We start from the raw sequence: 22,596 nt of genomic DNA on the forward strand, positions 1-22,596 counted from the left end.
CTCGCGCCAGGACGCCCACGGGGTGACGATGGACGTATGTCCAGCGTCGGACCGGTCGTTGTCGGGTATGACGGGTCGCCCTCGGCGACCTCTGCGGTGCGCTGGGCTGCGCGCGAAGCCCGACGGCGCAGCGCCCACCTCGAGGTCGTCTTCGCCCGCGACGCGCACGACTCCCACCTGGAACCCTCGCTGCCGGGCGGAGGGGACGACGCGCAGGCCGGAGCCCGGGCGCTCGCGGACCGCGGCCGTGGCAAGGCGCTCGAGGTCGAGCCGGACCTCGAGGTCGAGGCGACCGTCGAGTACACGACCCCTGCGGCGACCCTGGTCGGGGCGTCGCTCGACGCCTCGGTCGTGGTCGTCGGCTCCGGGGACCACGGGCGGGTGCGCGGCGAGCTCGGCGGCTCGGTGGCGCTCGCGGTCGCCGCCCACGCGCACTGCCCGGTCGTCGTGGTGCACGGCGACGTCGAGGCGTTGCGCGACGTCAACCTGCCCGTCGTGGTGGGGGTCGACGGGTCGGCGGCCTCGACCGACGCGCTGCTCCACGCGGCCGAGGTGGCCGTCTCGCGGCAGGCGTCCCTGCGAGTGGTGGTCGCCTGGTGGACGCGGGCCTCCGCGCATCTCGAGAGCTACGTCGCTGCGGAGTTCCCGCGCGAGCGCGCCGAGCAGGGCGCCGAGCGGCAGCTCGCCGCGGCGCTCGCGCAGGTGCGCGAGGCGTTCGAGGGCATCGAGGTCGAGGGACAGACGGTCGAGGCCTACCCGGCCCCCGCGCTGGTCAGGGCCTCGGAGGGGGCCGAGCGGCTCGTCGTGGGCTCGCGCGGCAGGGGAGGGTTCGCGGCTCTCGTCCTGGGATCGGTGAGCCACGCGCTGGTACGCGAGGCGCACTGCCCCGTGACGATCGTGCGCTGAGCGCGACCGCCCTTCTCGAGTGATCCCGACCACATCTTCGGGTCCGAGGGTTTCACCCGGTCCAGATGTTTGGTTAGGCTCACCTCTGTGAGCCAGACCTTACCGGGAGCCGACGACGCCACGGCAGCCCAGGACCCCGCCCGACCGGCCCTCGCCGGTGCCGGGCTGAGCCTCGGGTACGACGGGAACGCCGTCGTGCACGACGCCTCGCTGCGACTGCTCCCCGGACAGGTCACCGCGCTGATCGGGCCCAACGGGAGCGGCAAGTCGACGCTCCTGCGCTCGCTCGCCCGGCTCCACAAGCCGCTCGCAGGCACCGTGAGCCTGCCCGACGTCCCCGACGCGCTCGCGCTGCACCCCAAGGACTTCGCGCGCCGCGTGACGCTGCTCTCGCAGAGCAGGCCCACGCCCAACGGCGTGAGCGTGCGCGACGTCGTCGGGTACGGGCGCCACCCGCACCGGGCACGCTTCCGCTCCACGGACCCCGACGGCGCCCGCGCGATCGCCTGGGCCATGGACGTCACGGGCGTCGCGGCCATGGCGGGACGCGGCGTCGACGAGCTGTCGGGCGGCGAGCTCCAGCGCGTGTGGCTCGCGACGTGCCTCGCGCAGGACACGGGCGTGCTGCTCCTCGACGAGCCCACGACCTACCTGGACCTGCGCTACCAGGTCGAGATCCTCGACCTGATGCGCGACCTCGCGGACGACCACGGCGTGGCCGTGGGCGTCGTGCTGCACGACCTCAACCAGGCGGCCGCGGTCGCCGACCACGTGGTCCTGCTCCAGCGCGGCGTCGTCCGCGCCGCGGGCGAGGCCGTGGACGTCCTGACGGCCGACGCCCTGAGCGAGACCTACGGCATCCGCATCGAGGTCACGCACGACCCGCTGACGGGCACGGTGCAGACCGCGCCCGTCGGGCGGCACACGACCCGCAGGCTCGTCGCCGTCCCCTGACGACCGAGCCGACGAACCCCGTGCCGCCGCGCACCCCCGCGCGGTGGCCCACCGAGCCCGACGCCGCCACGGCGCGGGCCGCACCTCAAGGACACAGGACCCCCATGCGAACGACCCTCCGGACCGGCCTGCCCGCCGTCCTGCTCGTGACAGCGCTCACCCTCACCGCGTGCGGCACGACGGAGGAGGCCGACGCCGGCTCGGCCGACGCGACCGCAGCCTCCGACGCGGGCCCCGTCACGTTCACCGACGAGCGCGGCGAGCAGACGCTCGACGCCCCGGCGACCGAGGTCGTCTCGCTCGAGTGGGGCCTCACCGAGAACCTGCTCGCGCTCGGCGTGGACGTGGTGGGTCAGGCCGACGTCGAGGGCTACAACACCTGGGACACCTCGGTGCCCCTCGACGCGTCGACCCCGGACGTCGGGATGCGCGGCGAGCCGAGCCTCGACGCGATCTCGGCGCTCGAGCCCCAGCTCATCGCCGTCACCACCGACACGCCCGACAACGTGATCGACCAGCTCGCGGACATCGCGCCCGTCGTGACGCTGCGCGGCTCGGACGGCACCGACCCGATCGGATACATGCGCCAGACCGTCGAGACGCTCGCGACCGCGACGGGCACCGAGGACGAGGGCGCCGAGCTGCTCGCGGGCTTCGACACCAAGGTCGCCGAGGGCAAGAAGGCCCTCGACGAGGCCGGCGTCGCGGGCGCCTCGTACGTCATGGCCGACGGCTGGGTCAACAACGGCACCGTCTCGGTGCGCATGTACACGCCCGGCTCGTTCCTCGGCGCGATCGGCGCCGAGCTGGGCCTCGCGAACGCGTGGACCGGCGAGGGCGACCCCGACTACGGCCTCGCGCAGACCGACGTCGAGGGCCTGACCGCGCTGAGCGACGTCCAGTTCGTCTACGCCGCGAGCGACTCCGAGGCAGACCCGTTCGCGGACGGCCTCAAGGACAACGCGATCTGGCAGCAGCTCCCCTTCGTCGCGGCCGGTGACGTGCACCGCATCCCCGACGGCATCTGGATGTTCGGCGGCCCGGCCTCGGCGGGCGCCTACGTCGACGCGCTCGTCGCGGCACTGACCCAGTGAGCACGAGCGCCCCGGGGGAGCTCTCGACGGCCCGGAACGAGGTCCCGGACGACGCCTCGGGACTCCTGGCCCCGCCGGTTCCCCCGGGGCGCTCGCGCGTCCGGTTCCGCCTGACGGTCGCCTCGGCGTTCGTCGTCGCGATCCTCGTCGTCCTGGTGCTGGCCGCGATCCACCTCACGCAGGGGACGGCCGACGTCGGGCTCGGCGACCTGCTGAGGCTCGTCGTGGGCGGCGAGGCCGGCGGCGACACGGACCGGACCGTCGCGGCCGTCCTGGTCGCCTCGCGACTGCCCCGCCTGCTCGCGGGCCTGCTCGTGGGCGTCTCGCTCGGTGCGGCCGGAGCCGCGCTGCAGTCCGTGGCGCGCAACCCGCTCGCCTCGCCCGACACGCTCGCGGTCAACGCGGGCGCCTACGTCGCGGTCGTGGGCGCGGCCGTGATCGGCGTGACGCTGCCGTTCTACCTCTCGGGGACCCTCGCGCTGGTCGGTGGCCTCGCGGCCTCGGGCCTCGTGCTCGTCCTGGCCCGCGGTGGTGCCGCCGGGCCGACCCGGCTGATCCTCGCGGGCTCCGCGATCACCCTGGCCCTGCACTCCCTGACGACCGTGCTGCTCGTGCTGTTCCAGCAGGAGACCATGGGGCTCTTCGCGTGGGGGAGCGGCTCGATCGTCCAGTCCGGCACGTCGCAGGTCGCCCTCGCTGCCCCGCTCGTGGTCGTGGGCCTCGGCGGCCTGATCCTCGTGGCCCACCGCCTGGACCTCCTGGCGCTGGGGGACGACACCGCGACCGTCCTCGGGATCGACGTGCGCGCCACGCGCGTCGTGACGATCCTGCTCGCGGTCCTGCTGTCCGCGACGGCGGTCACGGTCGCGGGCCCGGTCGGGTTCGTCGGCCTGTGCGCCCCGGTGATCGTGCGCCTCGTGGCGCGCAAGGTGCCGGGGCTCAACCGGCACCGCGTGCTCATCCCCCTCTCGGGGATCGCGGGCGTGATCGTCATCCTGGGTGCCGACGTCCTGCTGCGGCTGGTGCTTCCCGGCACCTACGGTGTCGCGGTCCCGACGGGCGTCATCACGACCGTGTTCGGCGCCGCGACGCTCGTGTGGCTCGCGCGCCGCCTCAAGGACTCGGGCCCCGCCGCGGGGACCCGGGCCACGCACGTCCGGCCGCGCACCGCGCGTCGGACCCTGGTCGTGACGACCGTCCTGGTCGCGCTCCTGGTCACGGCCACGATCGCCGCGCTCCTGCTGGGCGACCGGCTCCTGCTCACGGGCGACGTCCTCAACTGGGCCGCCGACCGGGCGGGCAAGCAGGTCTCCTTCGTGCTCGACCAGCGCTTCCCGCGTGCGCTCGCGGCGATCCTCGCGGGTGCCGCCCTGGGACTGGCGGGAACCGTGGTGCAGGCCGTGTGCCGCAACCCGCTGGCCGAACCGGGGCTGCTCGGCGTGACCGCGGGTGCGGGCCTGGGGGCCGTCGCGGTCGTCCTGCTCGTGCCCGGCGTCGGCATCATGGGCATGTCCGCGGCGGCCGTGGTCGGCGCGCTCGGGACGTTCGCGATCGTCTACCGCCTGGCCTACCGGGGCGGGCTGAGCTCGGACCGCCTCGTGCTCATCGGCATCGGCATGAGCGCGGGGGCCACGGCCCTGACGACGCTCGTGATCGTCGTGGTGGCGCCGTGGAACCTCAACCTCGCGCTCACCTGGCTGTCCGGGTCCACGTACGGGCGCACGCTCGAGCACGTGGTCCCCGTCGTGCTCGCGCTGCTCGTGGTCGTGCCCGTGGCGGTCCTCCACCGGCGCGAGATGGACGTCCTGGCGCTCGACGAGGACACCCCGCGGGTCCTGGGCCTGCCGCTCGACCGCACGCGCCTGCTGCTCCTGGGCGCGAGCGCGGTCCTGACCGCGGCGGCGGTCTGCGCCGTCGGCGTCGTGGGCTTCGTGGGGCTCGTCGCCCCGCATGCCGCGCGTGCCCTCGTCGGTTCCCGCAACGGTCGCGTCATCCCGGTCTCGATGCTGCTCGGGGCCGTCCTCGTGAGCGTCGCCGACACCGTGGGACGCACGGTCATCGCGCCCGCCCAGATCCCCGCGGGCCTGACGACCGCGCTCATCGGTGCGCCGTACTTCGTGTGGCTCCTGTGGCGCAGCCGAGGCCGCGAGGCGTGAGAGTGATCCCGGCCACAGGTGAGGGTCCGGGGGTTCACCCGGGCCCGATGTTTGGTTAGGCTCGCCTACGTGAGCCAGACCAGTGTCGTGACCGAGCAGGAGATCTCCCCGTTCCGCATGTTCGACGTGCAGGTGCGACGGGTCGAGCGTCTGGCTCCCAGCTTCCTGCGCGTGACCTTCACGGGCCACGACCTGCACGAGTTCGCCGACAACGGCCTGGACCAGCGCATCAAGCTCGTCCTGCCCGCGGCCGACGGCGGCTACGAGCACCTCGACCGCACGGGCGAGTGGTATGCCGCCTGGCGTGCCCAGCCCGAGGAGCGTCGCAACCCGCTGCGCACCTACACCGTGCGCGCGGTGCGCCCCGAGCTCGCCGAGGTGGACGTCGACCTGGTCCTGCACGGCGACGCCGGCCCCGCGTCCCGGTGGGCGCTCGCGGCGCGCCCCGGCACCGAGGTCGTCCTGCTGGGCCCCAACGGGCTGTGGACGGGCGCGCACGGCGGGGTCGAGTTCTCGCGCCCCGTCCGCAGCCACGCGCTGCTCCTCGCGGGCGACGAGACCGCTGTCCCCGCGATCGCCTCGATCCTGGGGGCCCTGCCTGCGGACGAGGTCGGCGAGGTCTTCCTCGAGGTCCCGCACGCGGGCGACGTCCTGCCCGTCACGGCGCCCGCCGGCGTGAACGTCACCTGGCTCGCCCGCGAGGGGCGCGCCCACGGCGACCTGCTCGTCCCCGCGGTCCGTGAGGCGGCAGACCGTCTGCTCGAGCGCAACGTGTGCGGGGCGACCCACTCGCTCACGTGCGCCGCGCGCGGGCTCGAGCGGCGCGCCGACGGGGCCGGCGACGTGGCCGAGCTCGAGGACGTCGACATCGACACCGGCATCCTCTGGGAGGTCCCCGTGGACGACGACGGCGCGCCCCTCGTCGCGTGCGCCGAGCTCTACGCGTGGCTCGCGGGCGAGGCGTCGGTCATCAAGACGCTGCGGCGCTACCTCGTGTCCGAGCGCGGTGTGGACCGCCGGTCGGTCGCGTTCATGGGGTACTGGCGAGAGGGCCGCGCCGAGGGCTGAGGCTCGAGGGCGCCGCGCCGCCGGGCCGAGCGCCCGCACCCCCTCGCCGCGGGAACCCGCGTCCTCGCTCACCCCACCGGCACGCCCAGCCCCTCGACCAGCTCGATCCCGGGCAGCAGTGCGAGCAGCGCGCCCGGCAGCAGCAGCTTGGAGCGGCGCAGCCCGCTGCCGATCAGCGCGGGTTCGCCGTCCGTGGCGACAGCCGCGTCGAGCAGCACGCGCCACCCGTCGGGGAGCCCGATCGGGGTGATCCCGCCGTGCTCCATGCCGGACTCGGCGACCGCGCGGTCCATGGGCAGGAACGACGCCTTGCGCACGTCGAGCAGCGACCGCACGCGCGTGTTCACGTCGGCCCGGGTCGTGGCTCGCACGACCGCTGCGGCGATCCTCTCGTCGCCCCCGCGTCGTCCGGCGACCAGGACGCAGTTCGCGGAGGCCGCCGGGGGAAGGTCGTGGGCGGCGTTGAGCGTCGCGGTGTCGGCGAGGTCCGGGTCGATCTCGACGACCGCGACCTGCTCGGCGACGCGCGGGTCCTGCTCGGCCCACCGGGCGAGCGCCGCGGCGACCGAGGGGGCGAGGAGCTCGGGCCGGCTCGTCGCCGGGACCCAGTCGAGGTCGCCGAGCGTCGGGAGGGCGAGCGGGCCGCTCGTGGGGCGGCTCATGCGTCGACCAGGACCTGGTAGGTCGGCGTGATGGTCGCGCGCCCGATCGTGTGGAACACGGCGTTCATGGCGACCGCGGTCGCGGTCGTCGAGGGGGTGACGTCGAGCGTCTCGACGTCGAGCGCGTGCACCGCGAACACGTACCGGTGCGGTCTGTCGCCGCGCGGGGGTGCGGCACCCAGGTAGCCCGGCCCTCCGCCGTCGTGCCGGGTCTGCACGGCTCCCGGCGGGAGGTAGCCGCCCCCGGGTGACCCGGCGCCCTGCGCGAGGGTCACGGTGGACACGGGCACGTTGACGACGGTCCAGTGCCAGTAGCCCGCCGGGGTCGGCGCGTCCATGTCGAAGCAGCTCACGAGGAACGAGCGCGTGGCCGCGGGGAAGTGGTTCCAGGAGAGCTCGGGCGACCGGTTGTCGCCGTCGGCCGCGTGCGTGCGCGCCAGGGGTTCGCCGTCGACGACGTCGTCGCTCGTGACCGTGAAGCGCGGCACCTGGGGCAGGAGCGAGTAGGGGTCGGGGGCGAGGGGGCGGTCGGCGAGGTTCATCGTCCCATCGTGCCCGGTGGGACGGCGAGGAGCCAGGGGTGGTGGGGCCGGCACGGGCGGGCGCCGGCCGGTGATGCGTCCCGCTTGTCCGCCCCAGGAAATCACATGTTGCAGGTTTGTGCGCGTTTAGGCCCCGCTATTGACAAACTCCGTCACCACCCGCAAATCTGAGGACTGCCCGGGCGATCCTCGGGCCACGCAGTGAGTGCCACAGATGCCATGTCACGAGCGTCGATCGCCGCCGGTCCCGGCAGACCCCGGGCGCATCGCCGACCAGAGAGAAGGTCGCCATGCACGCAGTTCCACCACCCGTGAGCCTCGCCAGGGGGCTCCTGCCCGGACGCCGGCCGTCCGCTGCCCGACGGCGGACGGTCGCCTCGGCCACCGCCCTCGCCCTCGCGCTCGGCACGGCTGCCGGGAGCGTCGCCCTGACGGCTCCCGCCGCGGCCGACGCCACCAACGCCAAGCCCGCGGTCGTCCCCACGCTCAAGGAGTGGACGGGAGGCAGCGGCTCGTTCGATCTCGACGCCTCGACCCGGATCGTCGTCCCCGCCGCGCTCGAGGAGATGGGCCGGCAGGTCGCGACGGACATCGCCGAGCTCACCGCCCGCACCGTCCCCGTCGCCCTGGACGCGGCGCCGGACGACGGTGACATCGTCCTCGTCGTCGATCCCGGGCTCGTCCATGCCGCGGGCGGCGAGCGCTTCGCCGAGGAGGGGTACGTCCTCGACGTCGACCCCGAGCGTCTCACCGTGACCGCACCGACCGAGCAGGGTGCCTTCTACGGGACCCGGAGCTTCCTGCAGGTGCTCGTCCAGAGCCCGGGTCGCGGCAGCGTGCCCGTCGGGGAGTCGGTCGACTGGCCCGACTACGCCTCGCGCGGGTTCATGCTCGACGTGGGGCGGCGCTTCTTCACGCCCGAGTTCGTCCGCGACTACATCTCGATGATGAGCTGGTTCAAGCTCAACGAGTTCCAGATCCACCTCATGGACAACGAGATCAGCCCGGCGGGCGGCAACTGGGCCAACGCCCAGGCGGGCTTCCGGCTCGAGTCGGACAACCCCGCGTTCGCGGGCCTCGCCTCGACCGACGGCGCCTACGACCGCGCGGACTGGCAGTCCTTCGAGGACACCGCGGCGGCTCACGCGGTGACGATCATCCCCGAGATCGAGGGGCCGGCCCATGCGCGCTCGGTCGTCCGGTGGAAGCCCGAGCTCGGGACGAACGGCGGCAACTCCGACCACCTGGACCTGAGCAAGCCCGAGGCGACGGCCGTCATGAAGTCGATCTTCACCGAGTTCGCACCGTGGTTCGAGGGACCCGACGTGCACATGGGCGTCGACGAGTACTACGCGTCGCCCGCGCTCTTCCGGGACTACTTCAACACCATGGCTGCCCACGTCCGCAGCCTCGGCAAGCATCCGCGCGCGTGGGGCAGCTTCACCCAGATGCACGGCAACGCGAACGGGTACGACCGTGACGTCACGATCAACTCCTGGAACGGCGGCTGGTACTCGATCGAGTCGGCGTACGCCGACGGCTACCGGTTCCTCAACACCGACGACTCGACGCTGTACGTCGTCCCGTTCGCGAGCTATTACCACGGCAACGGGCTGAACAACCAGTGGCTCTACTCGTCCTGGGCGCCCAACAGGACCGGGAACAAGACCGTGCCCGAGGGGGCCGCGGAGGGAGCCATGTTCGCGGTCTGGAACGACCTCGTGCACGCCGACTACTCGCAGCAGGACGTGCACGGCCTGGTCGAGCTGTCCTTCCCGACGATCGCGCAGAAGACCTGGGACGGGGCGACGCCCGAGCTCACGTTCGCGCAGTTCTCTGCCCTCACCCGCACCCTGGGCCTGGGTCCCGGCATCGAGGTGGTCGACTTCACGCGGGGCGGCCAGCTCGCGGGCGAGCTGAGCCACGGTGCGACCGTGACGGCCTCGTCCTCGGACGAGGGCAACGGTCCCGAGCACCTCACGGACGGCCAGACGACCACGCGCTGGAGCACCCGGTCGACCGAGCCCGCCTCGCTCACCGTGGACCTGGGGTCGGTGCAGACGGTCGGCGCCGTGGAGGCCGACTGGACTGCGGCGGCAGCGGCGAGCTACACGGTCGAGGTCTCGGTCGACGGGTCGACCTGGACGCGGGCGTCCCGGCACCGCAACGCGACCGGGGCGGGGGTGGACCGGGCGACGTTCGCCGCCCAGGAGGCCCGGTACGTCCGGCTGAGCGCGGTCGTCGGCGGTCCTGACGGGGTCGGTGCGTGGCGGCTGAGCGTCCTCGGCCGTCCGGACCTTGCCCTGGGTGCCGTCGCGACGGCCTCGGGCGTCGAGGCGGGGACGACCATGACGGCGGCCAACGTCGTCGACGGTGACCCCTCGACGCGCTGGTCGGCCGACTACGGCGCACAGCCGTGGGTCCAGGTCGACCTCGGCACGGCCCGCACGGTCGACGAGATCACGCTGCGCTGGGAGGCCGCGTCCGCGACGGCCTACCGCGTCGAGGTGTCGCAGGACGGCGCGTCCTGGTCGCCTCTGGTGACCAGGACCGGGCTCGCAGGTGGTGCGCGCACCGACGTCCTGACCGTCGCGGCGACCACCGCGCGGTACGTCAGGGTGACGACGACGACCAAGAGCCTCAGCCCGTACCTGTCGCTCTACGACCTCGAGGTGCGGGGGGCGGCGCCTGCCGAGGAGGCACAGGTCACCGCCACCGCGACCGTGCGGTGCGTGGCAGGGCGGGCCCAGGTCTCGGTCGACGTCGTCAACGACGACGTGGTGCCCGTCGACCTCGTGGTCTCGACGCCGTACGGCAGCCGGAGCTTCTCCGCGCTCTCGCCCGAGAAGCGCGCGCACGCGGCGTTCAGCACGCGTGCCGTGGGTGTCGAGGGCGGCACGGCCGTCGTCGAGGTGGCCCCGACGGGAGCGTCCGAGCAGGCCGTGCCCGTCGAGGTCCCGTTCACCGGTGCCGACTGCGGCTGACGCCTGCCGAGCACGACGACCGAGGGGTCCGGCCCGCACGGGCCGGACCCCTCGGTCGTCGTGCCGTCCGCCCAGGTCCGCCGAGAGCCGCCGGGCGGGCTCAGAGGACACGAGGGTGCCGTCGGTGCGACGTCTGCCACCATGTGCGGGTGCACAAGCGACGCAAGGGGACGACGCAGAGCGTCGTCCTGATCATCCTGGCGGTCATCGCCCCCATCGTGCTGATGAGTCAGCGGCGAGGCAGGGGGTACTTCATCCACGACACCACGATCGCCGTGGAGCTGTTCGGTGCCCTGGCCCTCGTGGCAGCGCTCGGCATCGCGATCACGGTGCGCCGTGGGGGACCGCTCTTCGGGGAGCGGGCCGCGTTCGTCCTCCTGGGGGTGTTCACGGCGGTGGGGGCCGTGCTCGGGGGCTGGCGGACGTTCGACGAGGGGCCGACCGTGCTCACGGTCCTGGGGGTCCTCGCCGGCCTCGTCGCGGTCGGGGTCTATGCGATGCTCGCGATCCGGGCCCTTCCGCGCCCCGAGTGACGTCGGTCGTCGTTCTCTCGAGCGCTGCTTGAGGGTCTGGCCTCGTCCATGCCGTGCGCGAAGGGCTGGAATCGTTGGAACGGCGCCGATCCCCGACCAAGGCTGAGGTGGCGAGTGAGGCTTCCGGAATGCCCGGATGTCCGGTCGATAGTTGCATGCTCGTCGAACTATCAACCACCACTTGACCCCCTGTGCGGAGCGGCCCGGGCGAGTTGACACCCCCTCGAGGAGGGCGTGTACTGGAAGTGTTCGAACACCTGTTCGAATGTCTTTCGAGCGTGCAGGAGGTGTCATGACCCTGGTCGACGACGCCCTCCTGGAGGCCCTGGGCCGCTCCGCGGTCACCGCTGCGCGCGCGGCGACCGAGGTCCCCGATTCCTTCACGCCCGCACGTCCCGCAGGTTCCACGCACGCGGAGCGGGCCCTGCTCGCCCGGTCGGTGCTGCGCCGCGCCGAGCTCTCTGCCCGGCGGGCGCCAGGGGCCACGGGGGAGGAGAAGCTCCTGCCGGTCCCGGAGGAGCTGTCCGGCCTGCTGCCCTTCGGCGGGCTCCAGCGCGGTACCGCCGTGGTGGTCGACGGCTCCACCTCGCTCCTGCTCGCGCTGCTGTCCGAGGCCTCGCGCACGGGGGCCTGGACCGCGATGGTCGGCTTCCCCCGCCTCGGCGTCCTCGCGGCGGCCGAGGCCGGGATCGACCTCGGCCGCGTCGCGCTCGTCCCGTCCCCGGGACCGGACGCCGCGGCCGCCGTCGCGGCCCTGCTCGACGGGATCGACGTCGTCGTGGTCGGGCCGCAGGCCGCACTGACCGACGCCGACCGCCGTCGCCTGACCTCGCGTGCCCGCGAGCGCGGCAACCTGCTCGTCGCGGCGCAGCCCTGGGCCGGTGCGCACGTGGTCCTCACGGTCCGCGCGGGGACGTGGTCGGGCATGGACCAGGGCGCCGGGTACCTGCGCCGGCGCCGGCTGACGGTCGAGCGCAGCGGGCGGGCCGGGGCGGCCCGCAGCATCGAGCGCCAGGTCGAGCTGCCGCTGCGCGCGCACGCCGTGAAGAACCCGCGGCAGGTCGAGAAGACCCCGCCCGGCCTCCGGCTCGTCGGATGAGCACCGAGGCCACGGCCACCCGCACCGCGGTCCTGTGGGTGCCGGACTGGCCGGTCGTCGCGGCCATGGGGTCGGCCCAGGTCCCCGCGCACGTGCCGGCGGCCACGCACGACGGCCGTCGGGTCCTCGCGGTCTCGGCCACCGCCCGGGCGCAGGGCGTGCGCCGGGGGATGCGACGCCGTCGGGCGCAGGAGTGCTGCCCCGAGATCGAGCTGCTCGACGCCGACGACGGCCGCGACGCGCGCGAGTTCGAGCCCGTCGCGCTCGCGGCCGAGACCGTGGTCGCGGGCATCGAGGTCGCGCGCCCGGGACTGCTGCTCCTGCCCTCGGGCGGCCCCGCGCGCTACCACGGCACCGAGGAGCGCCTCGCCCAGGTGCTCGTCGAGCGGGTCGCGCGGGACACGGGTCACGAGAGCCAGGTCGGCGTCGCCGACGGGATCCTCGCGGCCGTGCTCGCGGCGCGGGCCTCGTCGGTCGTGCCCGCCGGGACCTCGCGCGCCTACCTCGCCCCGCGCCCGCTGGGCGAGCTCGCGCACGTCGTCGTGGGTGACGCCCAGCCCGTCGCGCAGCTCGTCGACCTCCTGGGACGGCTCGGGCTGCGGACCTTCGCGGACCTCGCGGCCCTGCCCGCCGCGAGCGTGCTGTCCCGCTTCGGCGACCTGGGTGCGTGGGCCCAGCGCCTGGCCCAGGGCGAGGACCTGCGCCCGCCCGCGAGGCGCCGCGTCGAGGCGGACGTGGCCGTCGAGTGCGAGCTCGACCCGCCCGCCGAGCGCGTCGACGTCGCGACCTTCGCGGCCCGGCGCCTCGCCGAGGACCTGCACGCCCAGCTCGTCGAGCGGTCGTCGTCGTGCGGTCGGCTGCGCATCACGGCCCGCACCGAGGACGGGCGCGAGCTCGAACGGACCTGGCGCTGTGACGACGGGGCCATGGGCGGGCTCACCGCGGCCCGGATCACCGACCGCGTGCGCTGGCAGCTCGAGGGGTGGCTCACGGCGTCGCGCGTCGCACTGGGGCAGCGGCAGCGCCAGGAGCAGCAGCGACGACGAGGTCCGCGGCGGGGGGCTCGGGGGACCGGGCCGGACGGCGACGTGGCGTACGACGACCCGCCGGACCTGCCCGAGGACCGGCCCTCGCCGCTCGTGCGGCTCGCGATCACGGCGGAGGAGGTCGTGGCCGCGGGGGTCGAGCAGCCGCGCCTGTGGGGCGCGTCGAGCGGCGAGGACGCGCGCGCCCAGCGCGCGCTGGGCCGTGTCCAGGGCCTCCTGGGCGGGGACGGTGTGCTGAGCGTCGTCACGCAGGGCGGGCGCGACGTCCACGACCAGGTGCACCTCGCCCCGTGGGGCGACGCGGCCCCTGCGCCGCGGCGCGCGGACCTGCCGTGGCCGGGGCGCCTGCCCGAGCCCGCGCCGGCCCTCGTGCTGGACGTCCCGGAGGACGTCAGCGTCCTGGACGACGGCGGAGCGCCCGTCCGCGTGGACGTGCGCCTCGCGATGAGCGCACCGCCCGCGACCGTGCGGTGGGAGTCGGGACGTCCGCGCTCGGCCCGCGTGCTCGGCTGGGCCGGGCCGTGGCCGCTCGCCGAACGGTGGTGGAGCCAGGCGCCGCGCCGGCGGGCGTACCTGCAGGTGCTGCTCGACGACGGCCGGGGCGTGCTGCTCGCGAGCGCCCAGGGGCGCTGGACCGTGGAGGCGGTCTATGACTAGGCCCACCGGCTCGGGTGCCCGTGCGGGCGGGGCGCCCCGCTACGCCGAGCTGCACGCGCACTCGGCGTTCAGCTTCCTCGACGGCGCGAGCCACCCCGAGGAGCTCGCGGCCGAGGCGGCGCACCTGGGCCTGTCGGCGCTCGCCGTGACGGACCACGACGGCCTGTACGGCGTGGTCCGCTTCGCGACCGCGGCGCGCGCGGTGTCCTTGCCGACCGTGTTCGGTGCCGAGCTGCACCTGCCCGTCGCGCCGACCCCCGGCGCGGCCCCCGTCCTGGACGCGCCCACGGGCGTGCCGGACCCGCGGGCGTCCCACCTGCTCGTCCTGGCCCGCGGCCCGGACGGGTACCGCAACCTGTCGAGCGCGATCGCGACCGCGCACCTCGCGACGGGTCGCAAGGGCGCGGCCGACTACCGGCTCGACCAGCTCGGGGAGCAGTCGGGCGGCCAGTGGCTGGTCCTCACGGGCTGCCGCAAGGGCGCGGTGCGCTCGGCGCTGCTCACCGAGGGGCCGCAGGCCGCTCGCCGTGAGCTCGACCGGCTCGTCCAGGTCTTCGGCCCGGACAACGTGGCCGTGGAGATCACCGACTCGGGCGACCCCCGCGACAGCGACCTGTGCGACGCGCTCGCCGGGCTGGCCGCGGACGCCCGCCTGCCGCTCGTCGCGACCGGCAACGTCCACTACGCACGTCCCCGCGACGCACCCCTCGCGGGGGCGCTCGCGGCCGTGCGCGCCCGGTCGTCGCTCGACGACATGGACGGCTGGCTGCCGGGAGCCCCCACCGCGCACCTGCGCTCGGCAGCCGAGATGCTCGACCGGCACCGCCGCCACCCGCAGGCCGTGGCCACGGCCGCGGAGCTGGGCGCCGAGTGCCAGTTCGACCTGCGCCTGGTGGCCCCCGAGCTGCCGCCGTACCCGGTCCCGGACGGGCATGACGAGAGGTCGTGGCTGCGCGTGCTCGTGGAGAGGGGGGCCACCGACCGCTACGGCCCGCGCGACGCCGAGCACGAGCCCGGTGCCTGGCACCAGATCGACCACGAGCTCGGGATCATCGAGCAGCTCGGGTTCCCCGGGTACTTCCTCATCGTCTACGACCTCGTGGAGTTCTGCCGCGCGCGCGGCATCCTCGCCCAGGGGCGCGGCTCGGCCGCGAACTCGGCCGTCTGCTACGCGCTCGGCATCACGGCCGTGGACGCCGTGAAGCACGGTCTGCTGTTCGAGCGCTTCCTCGCGCCCGAGCGCGACGGGCCGCCGGACATCGACGTCGACATCGAGTCGGTGCGCCGCGAGGAGGTCATCCAGTACGTGTACGAGCGGTTCGGGCGCACGCACGCGGCGCAGGTCGCGAACGTCATCTCCTACCGACCGAAGTCCGCGGTGCGGGACGCCGCGCGGGCCCTCGGGCACGACGTCGGGCAGCAGGACGCGTGGAGCAAGTCGATCGAGCGGTGGGGGTCGCTGCGGGGGCCGGACCCGTCGAGCCCCGCGGCGGACCGCGCGGCCCGGGAGCGTGCCATCGCCCGGCGCGGTGCGCACGGGGCGGCCCCGGCTGGAGCCCCGGCGGGGGCCTCGACCAAGGCCCCCGCAGGGGCGGCCTCGACGCCCGCCGGCCCGCCCGTCGTCGTGACCCGCACCGCGGCCAAGGACGCCCGCATGGCCGAGGTCTGGGGGACCGGCGAACCCCGGCCACGTCAGCAGGGCCGGCAGGGCCCGTCACAGCAGCGCCCGGACCGCCCGCACGCTGGTCACCCCGACTGGACCCCGGACCTGTCGGGTCGCGTCGTCGACCCGCTGGCTCACGACGACGCGGACCGGCGGGACGACCCCACGCTGCGCTCCGACGACCCGCACGACGTCGTGCCCGCCCACCGGCCGCCGTCGGCCGCCGAGGAGGGCGAGATCCCGGCCCCGGTGCTGAGCCTCGCGGAGCGCATGCTGCGTCTGCCCCGGCACCTCGGCATCCACTCGGGCGGCATGGTCATGTGCGACCGGCCCGTGATCGAGGTGTGCCCGGTCGAGTGGGCGCGCATGGAGGGGCGCACGGTCCTGCAGTGGGACAAGGAGGACTGCGCGGACGCGGGGCTCGTGAAGTTCGACCTCCTGGGCCTGGGGATGCTCACGGCGATCCGGGTGGCGTTCGAGCTGATCGCCGAGCACGAGGGCCTGGACCTCGAGCTGCACTCGCTGCCCGACGAGGACCCCGCGGTCTACGACCTGCTGTGCGCGGCGGACACGGTCGGGGTGTTCCAGGTCGAGTCACGCGCCCAGATGGCGACGCTGCCGCGCCTGCAGCCGCGCACGTTCTACGACATCGTGATCGAGGTCGCGCTCATCCGCCCCGGCCCCATCCAGGGCGGCTCGGTGCACCCGTACATCAACCGGGCGCGCGGACGGGAGAAGGTCACGTACCTGCACCCGCTGCTCGAGAAGTCGCTCGCCAAGACCTTGGGCGTGCCGCTGTTCCAGGAGCAGCTCATGCAGATGGCGATCGACGTCGCGAGCTTCAGCGCGGCCGAGGCCGACCAGCTGCGCCGCGCGATGGGCTCCAAGCGGTCGGTCGAGCGCATGGAGGCGCTGCACGGGCGGCTCCTGGCGGGCATGGCGAGGAACGGGGTCGCCCCGGACGTCGCCGAGCAGATCTTCGACAAGCTCAAGGCGTTCGCGGACTTCGGGTTCCCCGAGTCGCACGCCTACTCGTTCGCGTACCTCGTGTACGCGAGCGCGTGGCTCAAGGTGCACCACCCGGCCGCGTTCTACGCTGGCCTGCTCGCGGCGCAGCCCATGGGGTTCTACTCGCCGCAGTCGCTCGTCGCGGACGCGCGTCGTCACGGGGTCACGGCGCTGCGCCCGGACGTCAACGCGTCGGGCGTGAAGGCAGGGGTCGAGCGCCTGCCCGGGGTGTCGGCGAGCCGGGCGGCCGGGGAGGGGACGCCGTCGGGCGGAGACGTGCGGCCCGACGGCGCCGCGCCCCGACGCGGTCCCCTCGCCCCGCGCTCTCCCGCCCCGCCCGACGGCGCCCCGCACCCCGACCTGTCCCTCGCGGTGCGCATGGGGCTGGGGAGCGTGCGCGGGGTGGGGGACCCGGTCGCGGAGGCGATCGTCGCGGCGCGTGCGGACGGACCGTTCACGGACCTGCGCGACCTGGTGCGTCGCGTCGACCTGACCACGGCCCAGCTCGAGGCGCTCGCGACGGGCGGCGCGCTCGAACCCCTGGGCGTGGCCCGGCGCGAGGCGCTGTGGGCCGCGGGAGCGCTCGCCCAGGAGGGCCCGGACACGCTGCCGGGGGTCTCGGTCGGGGTCGAGGCGCCCACGCTGCCGGGCATGAGCGAGGTCGAGACCGCGGTCGCGGACGTGTGGGCCACGGGCGTCTCGACCGACTCGTACCCGACCCAGTACGTGCGCCCCGGGCTGCGCAGGGCCGGGGTCATCACGGTTGCGGAGGCGGTCGAGCACGAGGCAGGTCGGCAGGTCGCGGTCGGGGGAGTCGTGACCCACCGCCAGCGCCCCGGGACGGCGGGCGGCGTGACGTTCCTGTCGATCGAGGACGAGACGGGTCTGCTCAACGTCATCTGCACGCCCGGCCTGTGGCAGCGGTTCCGGCGGGTCGCGCGGTCGTCGCCCGCGCTCGTGGTGCGGGGGCGCCTCGAACGGGCAGACGGCGCCACGAACCTCCTCGCGGAGCACCTCACGCCGCTGTCGTTGCAGGTCGCGTCCCGGTCGCGGGACTTCCAGTAGACCTTCGCTGGCATACTCGGGGCCCATGAGGACCGGACCTGCACGCACCCGCCGTCGATCGATGCCCGCGCTCCTGACCGGGACCGTCGCCACCCTCGTCCTGCTGACCGGGTGCGGGGCGACCCCCGTCGCGCCCGACGATCTCCTGGAGGCGCAGGGCGACCTGACGTCGGGCGTCGCGTTCGTGTCCTCGATCGGGCGCTCCGCGATCGATCTGACGGTCGAGCCCGGCGCGCTCGCGGACGGGGCGGACGCACCGAGCGCTGCGCCGCTCACCGTGGCGGTCACGTGCGAGGGCGACGGCGACGCGCACGTCGCGGTCGACGGTGTCCCCCTCGGGACGGTCTCGTGCGGGTTTCGGCGCGGTGACACGGGGTACGTCGCACTGACGACCGGGGACGAGATGGACCTGCGCCTCGGCCATGGCGTCACCGTCGAGGCGGACACGGGGGCGGCCGTGGCGATGTCGGTGCTGGTCGAGCAGGCGGGCTGACAGGGGTGCCGTCGCTGCGCACCGCGGCCGCGTAGGACGGGCAGCGCCCCTGTCGGATTGGCGAGGTCCACGACGAACCGACGACCGAAGACCTCGCGTGGATGCGGGCCCGAGACGTCGACGGACTCTCGATCAGGCCCCCGCGAGGTACGCGCCGGGTCTTTCCGCTGAACTGGGTGGAGGCCTCGGACCGCTGCGGTACCTGGAGATCGTGAGCCCTCGGCCCGTCGGGGCGGTCCCGGCGAGCATCGTCGGCGGGCTCGAGATCCTTCACGTGCAGGGGCGACTCCACGCAGAGCTCGACCTGGCTCGGGCGCAACGACTGCGCAGCCTCACGCTCGCACAGGACCAGGTAGAGGCCCTGTCGTCCGCGCCGGTGCTCGAGCACTGTGGTCTGGAAAGTGCGACGAGGTTCTCGTCAAGCATCTTCGAGGGGTGCGCCACGCTGCGGAGCGCGTTCGTCACCGCCGACAATCGGGCGGCCAACCCCGGCTGGGACTTCTCGGCCCAGGGTGAGTTCCCTCTGGAAAGGCTCACCCTGATGGACGGAGGGGCCCGTAGCCTCGACGGTATCGCAGCCCTGCCGAGGCTCCGCGGGCTCACCATCCTCCCGCGGGAGGACGCGGGGCTCGAGCAGCACCTCGACCTGAGGTCCCTGGCTGCGTGCTCGAGGCTGCGGCGACTCGTCCTTCACCGGAGCGGCACCCTGGACAACGCCCATGTCTTGGACGAGCTGACGGATCTCGAGACGGTGAAGGTCCGGCGAGGAGCCGTGGACCGCACCGTCGAGGACCGGGCGTGGCTCAGGGTGCTGTGACGCGGGTCCGGGCCATCGAGATGCGGCTGACGGGGGTCGTCTCGCCGGAAGAACCCCCAATGGCCGCATCTCGATCGGCCGGACGCGGCCCACCCCGCTTGGCCCCGATCTCCAGGGTCCTGCCGTGCGCACCGTCCAGGAACACGGCCCCGGCGCCCCCCTTCCCAGTGGGAGGCCGGCGTCTCGAGCGAGCCCGCGAGGCCGAGCACGAGGTTGTGGTCGCTCTGGGCGCCAGAACGGCCACAACCTCGTGCTCGGCAGCCAACCGCAGGCCGTGACCGTCAGGCGAGCGGCTTGCGCATGCGGAAGTTCGTCAGCGAGACCCCGCGGAGCACGGGTTGGCGCTCCTCGACCACGACGAACCCGTGCTTCTCGAAGAAGGGGCGGGCCGTGAGGCTCGCGTACGTCGTGAGCTCGACGGCGCCGTGCTCGCGGGCCATGCGCGTCACGTGGTCGAGCAGCGCCGAGGCGACGCCGCGGCGGGTCACCGTGGGGTCGACGAACATCATGTCGACGTACCCGCGGTCGTCGACGTCGCTGAACCCGAGGACCTCGTCGCCCTCGACCGCGACGACCGTGTCGGTCTGCAGGCGCTTGACCGCCCAGACGTCGAGCGAGATGTCGTCCGAGCCCCAGGCCGCGATCTGCTCGGGCGAGTAGTCCTTGCTCGCCGTGACACGCACCGCGCGCAGGAACACGCGGAGCGTCGCTTCCGCGTCGGACTCGTCGTAGGCGCGCAGGATCATGGCGTCGAGCCTAGCCCGCAGACGCGCCCGGTCGTGCGCGGTCCGCACCCGCCGACAGCGACCACACCATGCTCACGGTGAGTGCAGTGAGGACGGAGTACATGATCAGGGCGATCCACGAGGCAGCGGACGCGTCGCCCCGGCTCGGTACCCAGACCTCGGCGTCTGGGCCCTGCGTGAGCAGCACGACGAGGGCGTAGACGGCCGCGCCGCCCGAGGCGAGCACGAAGGGGCTCATGGCAGCCAGCCAGAGGAGTCGTCGGCGGGTCATGGGTGTCCTGCATCTCGCTCTCGGTGGGGGAAGCTCCGGCGGGCCTCGCTCCGTGCGGGGCGGTCGCCGGCGGGGTGCTGGTCGACCCTATCGCCGACAGGCCCCGTGTCGACCTCCAGGCTCCGCAGAGTCCGGGGATCGAGACGCGTCGCGATCCCCGACGGGCTCGGTGCACGTCGCGGGCCGGGGCGGGAGGTCAGGGCGCAGGGGGTTCAGGACCCCTCACCACCTGGATCGCTCTCTGGGCGTGCTCGCGTGCCTGCGCGAGCGTCGGGGCTCCCTGGAGTCCGAGCAGCCGTCGCCGGTGGGGTTCGCCGAGGAGGAGCGTGTACAGGGCCTCTGCCCGGGACCGAGCGACCCTGCTGGCCGAGCCGTCGCCGAGCGGTCCGGCCAGCGCCGCGGCGAGCGCCTCGATCGAGCCGGCCGGCCCCCGGGCGTAGAACGTCGCGGCGAGGTCGGGGAACTGGGGTGCCTCGGCGATGACGAGCCGGTGCAGCGTGACGGCCTGGTCGCTGTGCAGCGTGTGGACGATCCGGGTCGCGAGCGCCTCCAGGTCCTCGCCGCCGGGCTGGGCCTCGCGCTCGTGCGCGTGCAGGCTCTCGACCGCTGCGACGAAGAGCCCGGCCTTGTCCGTGAACTGCTGGTAGATCGTCCGCTTGGTCACGCCGGCCTCCTTCGCGACGGCCTCGATCGTCGTGGCGTCGAACCCGCGAGCGCCGAAGAGCCGCGTCGCGACGTCGAGCAGCTCGGCGCGGCGGGCTGCCTGCTCGCCCTTGCGTGGGCGCCCAGGGCCGCGCGTCGCGGGAGGTCTCGTCGATCCGTCGTCCGTCGTCGTCATGCGTTAATGATACGGTCACGTTTCATTTATCGCACGCAAGGAGAACGCCGGTGGTTGGACACAGAGTGCTGCACGTCGCCTTCAGCGACGACTGGGAGGCCTGCGAGCGCTTCGGCGAGTACAACGTCGCCACGCGCAACACGTTGTACGAGGTCGCGGGGTTCGTGCATGCGACGACCCTGTCCGGCCTGCCGTCGGTCCTGCACGGCCCGTACGCCGACGCCTCGATCCCGCTGGTCCTGGCCGTGATCGACGAGGACTCCCTCGCGGACGAGGGCATCGAGGTCGCGTGGGTACCGGCCGACGGAGCCGGCGCCCCGGTCCCGCGGATCCTCGGTGCGTTCCCGATGGACGGTCGGACGGTCCCGGCGGTCGTCGAGCTCGGACGCGCCGACGGACGGTGGGTGGTCCCGGACCTCTCGGGCTTCTCCGTCCGTCCGTAGCGGGATCGCCGACGAGGGGTGTGCGCTGAGCGGGATCGGCTCCCGCTCAGCGCACACCGTTCCCGCTCAGCCGACCTCGCTCGTCAGCACTGCTCCCGGCCCGGCACCTCCCGGCCCGGCCCCGTCCTTCCGCGCCTCACCGCACGACGCAGCCCTCACGCTAACGGGTCCACGGGCACGACGACGCAGATCTGGAACGTGTCCCGGCCGCGCCGCAGCAGGTAGCGAAAGCTCTCGGTGTCGGCCTCGCCCGCCCACTCGTCGCGGTAGCTCCAGCGCACGTCGACCCACACGAGGCCGGCGCTCGTGGTCCCCAACGACCGGATCTGCGCGACCGCGCCGACGAGTCCGCGTTCGCGGTAGCTCTCTGCCGCACCGCGGAACGACTCGCGCACGGTCTCGGCGTCGCTGATGAGGACCGAGGCCTCGTCGGTCACGACCAGCGCAGGGAACGCGTACGTCTCCGCGATCGTGTCGAGGTCGCCGGCCGCGAGCGCCACGCCGTACGAGTTGAGGAAGGCCTGGACGTCGTCGTGGTCGTAGGCGGTCGCGTCGCTGGTGGGGGTCGTCATCCCCTCACGGTAGGCGCGGCGGGCTCGCCCGGCACGAGATGGGCAGGCCCCTCGAGTCCCGCGGTGATCGCGGCGAGCAGCGCGACAGGCCCGACGAGCCCGTCCGCCGCCTCGGACGCTGCCGTCCCGGTGACCTGCGCCAGGAAGTGCGCGAGGACCGGCTCGAGGTAGTCCGGCCCGACCTCCAGCTCGCCCTCGACGGACCCGCCCGTCGTGGTCACCGCCGCGTGGAACGGTTGCGCGGGGTGCAGGGCCGGGTCCACGAACCGCAGGCGCACGACGACGTCGCGCCCGTCCGCGGTCACCCTCACGGTCGCGGTCACGCCGTCCTCGTCCCGCCCGACGGCGGGTTCCCCCCACGCGAGGCCGGCGTCGCCGCCCAGCAGGGCGCGGGCCGTCTCGACGAGGTGGATGCCCAGGAAGAACAAGCCGTCGTGCGCCGACCCGGGGTCGGCGGGGCCGGTGACCGTCAGGTCCGTGACCTCCCCGAGCCCGGCCGCCTCGGCGCGCAGCCGCGCGACGCCGGGCACGAAGCGCAGGGCCGAGCACGAGAACAGCACCGCCCCGCTCGCGCGTGCCGCGGCCACGAGCTCCTCGGCGTCCGCGACCGAGGCGGTGAACGGCTTGTCGACCAGCACGGGCAGCCCCGCCCGGACGAAGGGCAGGGCCGCCGTGCGGTGGAGCCGGCCCGCGCGGTGGGCGACGATCACGGCATCGACCGACGTGACGTCGTCGGGCCGACCGGACCGCACCCGTGCGCCCGCCGCCGTGCTCGCCGCGGCGAGGTCCGCGACGCGCCCGGGCGAGCCGTCCGCGAGGACGGTCACCCGGACCCCCGGGAAGCGCCGCTCGACGTTCAGCAGGCGCACGTAGTGGTCGGCGTGCGAGGAGTCGAGCCCGACGAGTGCGACACGGACGTTCTGGGTCATCCGGTCATTCTCGCGGACGGTCGGCGCCCGGTCACCCGCCCCTGCGCCCT

20 protein-coding genes are annotated in these 22,596 nt (G+C 74.3%); 13 read left to right on the forward strand and 7 right to left on the reverse strand.

Features of this window, described 5'->3' with window-relative positions:
- Positions 1-36: 36 nt before the first annotated feature.
- The 5 genes from ACIPWA_RS18970 to ACIPWA_RS18990 all read left to right on the forward strand — a co-directional run bounded on the left by ACIPWA_RS18970 (position 37) and on the right by ACIPWA_RS18990 (position 6,178).
- Positions 37-906 (forward strand): universal stress protein, encoded by an 870-nt coding sequence (locus ACIPWA_RS18970; RefSeq protein WP_400292159.1) that lies wholly within the window; start codon positions 37-39, stop codon positions 904-906.
- Between the two features lie 87 nt (positions 907-993).
- Entirely contained in the window at positions 994-1,860 is an 867-nt protein-coding gene (locus ACIPWA_RS18975; protein WP_082608569.1) for an ABC transporter ATP-binding protein, read from the forward strand.
- 104 nt (positions 1,861-1,964) lie between these two features.
- The gene (locus ACIPWA_RS18980; RefSeq protein WP_056647031.1) at positions 1,965-2,954 is read left to right on the forward strand and encodes an ABC transporter substrate-binding protein; all 990 of its coding nucleotides are present in this window, start codon (positions 1,965-1,967) and stop codon (positions 2,952-2,954) included.
- Complete coding sequence (locus tag ACIPWA_RS18985; RefSeq protein ID WP_400292161.1) at positions 2,951-5,110, forward strand: iron ABC transporter permease; 2,160 nt, start codon at positions 2,951-2,953, stop codon at positions 5,108-5,110. The genes ACIPWA_RS18980 and ACIPWA_RS18985 overlap by 4 nt, the downstream gene beginning before the upstream one ends.
- 117 nt (positions 5,111-5,227) lie before the next feature.
- Positions 5,228-6,178 (forward strand): siderophore-interacting protein, encoded by a 951-nt coding sequence (locus ACIPWA_RS18990; RefSeq protein ID WP_056647297.1) that lies wholly within the window; start codon positions 5,228-5,230, stop codon positions 6,176-6,178.
- A gap of 68 nt (positions 6,179-6,246) precedes the next feature.
- Here ACIPWA_RS18990 and ACIPWA_RS18995 read toward each other — a convergent pair whose 3' ends face one another.
- Positions 6,247-6,840, reverse strand: coding sequence for a YbaK/EbsC family protein (locus ACIPWA_RS18995; protein ID WP_056764941.1), 594 nt, complete (start codon positions 6,838-6,840; stop codon positions 6,247-6,249).
- The gene (locus ACIPWA_RS19000) at positions 6,837-7,382 is read right to left on the reverse strand and encodes a YbhB/YbcL family Raf kinase inhibitor-like protein (RefSeq protein WP_068709676.1); all 546 of its coding nucleotides are present in this window, start codon (positions 7,380-7,382) and stop codon (positions 6,837-6,839) included. Before ACIPWA_RS19000 ends, ACIPWA_RS18995 begins: the two co-directional genes overlap by 4 nt.
- Positions 7,383-7,672: 290 nt before the next feature.
- On the opposite strand from ACIPWA_RS19000, the gene ACIPWA_RS19005 reads away from it, so the two are divergent.
- From ACIPWA_RS19005 to ACIPWA_RS19035, 7 genes are all read left to right on the forward strand, one after another.
- A complete protein-coding gene (locus ACIPWA_RS19005; protein WP_400292162.1) occupies positions 7,673-10,366 on the forward strand; it encodes a discoidin domain-containing protein in 2,694 nt (897 codons plus the stop codon).
- Between the two features lie 149 nt (positions 10,367-10,515).
- Positions 10,516-10,899 carry a hypothetical protein gene (locus tag ACIPWA_RS19010; protein WP_400292163.1) on the forward strand — a complete coding sequence of 128 codons (384 nt, stop codon included), beginning with the start codon at positions 10,516-10,518 and terminating at the stop codon, positions 10,897-10,899.
- Positions 10,900-11,191: 292 nt separating this feature from the next.
- A complete protein-coding gene (locus ACIPWA_RS19015) occupies positions 11,192-11,998 on the forward strand; it encodes a hypothetical protein (RefSeq protein ID WP_056647015.1) in 807 nt (268 codons plus the stop codon).
- Complete coding sequence (locus ACIPWA_RS19020; protein WP_400292165.1) at positions 11,995-13,701, forward strand: DNA polymerase Y family protein; 1,707 nt, start codon at positions 11,995-11,997, stop codon at positions 13,699-13,701. The genes ACIPWA_RS19015 and ACIPWA_RS19020 overlap by 4 nt, the downstream gene beginning before the upstream one ends.
- Positions 13,694-17,437 carry an error-prone DNA polymerase gene (locus ACIPWA_RS19025; protein ID WP_400292168.1) on the forward strand — a complete coding sequence of 1,248 codons (3,744 nt, stop codon included), beginning with the start codon at positions 13,694-13,696 and terminating at the stop codon, positions 17,435-17,437. Before ACIPWA_RS19020 ends, ACIPWA_RS19025 begins: the two co-directional genes overlap by 8 nt.
- Positions 17,438-17,462: 25 nt before the next feature.
- Positions 17,463-17,930 carry a hypothetical protein gene (locus ACIPWA_RS19030; protein ID WP_400292170.1) on the forward strand — a complete coding sequence of 156 codons (468 nt, stop codon included), beginning with the start codon at positions 17,463-17,465 and terminating at the stop codon, positions 17,928-17,930.
- Between the two features lie 211 nt (positions 17,931-18,141).
- Positions 18,142-18,747 (forward strand): hypothetical protein, encoded by a 606-nt coding sequence (locus tag ACIPWA_RS19035; protein ID WP_400292171.1) that lies wholly within the window; start codon positions 18,142-18,144, stop codon positions 18,745-18,747.
- 281 nt (positions 18,748-19,028) lie between these two features.
- Here ACIPWA_RS19035 and ACIPWA_RS19040 read toward each other — a convergent pair whose 3' ends face one another.
- The 3 genes from ACIPWA_RS19040 to ACIPWA_RS19050 all read right to left on the reverse strand — a co-directional run bounded on the left by ACIPWA_RS19040 (position 19,029) and on the right by ACIPWA_RS19050 (position 20,602).
- Positions 19,029-19,493: a GNAT family N-acetyltransferase gene (locus ACIPWA_RS19040; protein WP_068625300.1), complete on the reverse strand. Its 465-nt coding sequence runs from the start codon at positions 19,491-19,493 to the stop codon at positions 19,029-19,031.
- Positions 19,494-19,503: 10 nt separating this feature from the next.
- Complete coding sequence (locus ACIPWA_RS19045) at positions 19,504-19,764, reverse strand: hypothetical protein (RefSeq protein WP_056764914.1); 261 nt, start codon at positions 19,762-19,764, stop codon at positions 19,504-19,506.
- Between the two features lie 196 nt (positions 19,765-19,960).
- Positions 19,961-20,602 (reverse strand): TetR/AcrR family transcriptional regulator, encoded by a 642-nt coding sequence (locus ACIPWA_RS19050; protein WP_068625299.1) that lies wholly within the window; start codon positions 20,600-20,602, stop codon positions 19,961-19,963.
- A gap of 50 nt (positions 20,603-20,652) precedes the next feature.
- Between ACIPWA_RS19050 and ACIPWA_RS19055 the strand changes: the two genes are divergently transcribed.
- Positions 20,653-21,045 (forward strand): DUF952 domain-containing protein, encoded by a 393-nt coding sequence (locus tag ACIPWA_RS19055; protein WP_400292172.1) that lies wholly within the window; start codon positions 20,653-20,655, stop codon positions 21,043-21,045.
- Between the two features lie 155 nt (positions 21,046-21,200).
- Here the strand turns inward: ACIPWA_RS19055 and ACIPWA_RS19060 are convergent, their stop codons facing one another.
- Both ACIPWA_RS19060 and ACIPWA_RS19065 read right to left on the reverse strand, forming a co-directional pair.
- Positions 21,201-21,617 carry a hypothetical protein gene (locus tag ACIPWA_RS19060; RefSeq protein ID WP_056646986.1) on the reverse strand — a complete coding sequence of 139 codons (417 nt, stop codon included), beginning with the start codon at positions 21,615-21,617 and terminating at the stop codon, positions 21,201-21,203.
- Complete coding sequence (locus ACIPWA_RS19065) at positions 21,614-22,546, reverse strand: Gfo/Idh/MocA family protein (protein ID WP_400292173.1); 933 nt, start codon at positions 22,544-22,546, stop codon at positions 21,614-21,616. The genes ACIPWA_RS19060 and ACIPWA_RS19065 overlap by 4 nt, the downstream gene beginning before the upstream one ends.
- Positions 22,547-22,596: the final 50 nt, after the last annotated feature.

This window comes from Oerskovia enterophila (assembly GCF_044748475.1).
In the GTDB taxonomy this organism is placed as follows: domain Bacteria; phylum Actinomycetota; class Actinomycetes; order Actinomycetales; family Cellulomonadaceae; genus Oerskovia; species Oerskovia enterophila.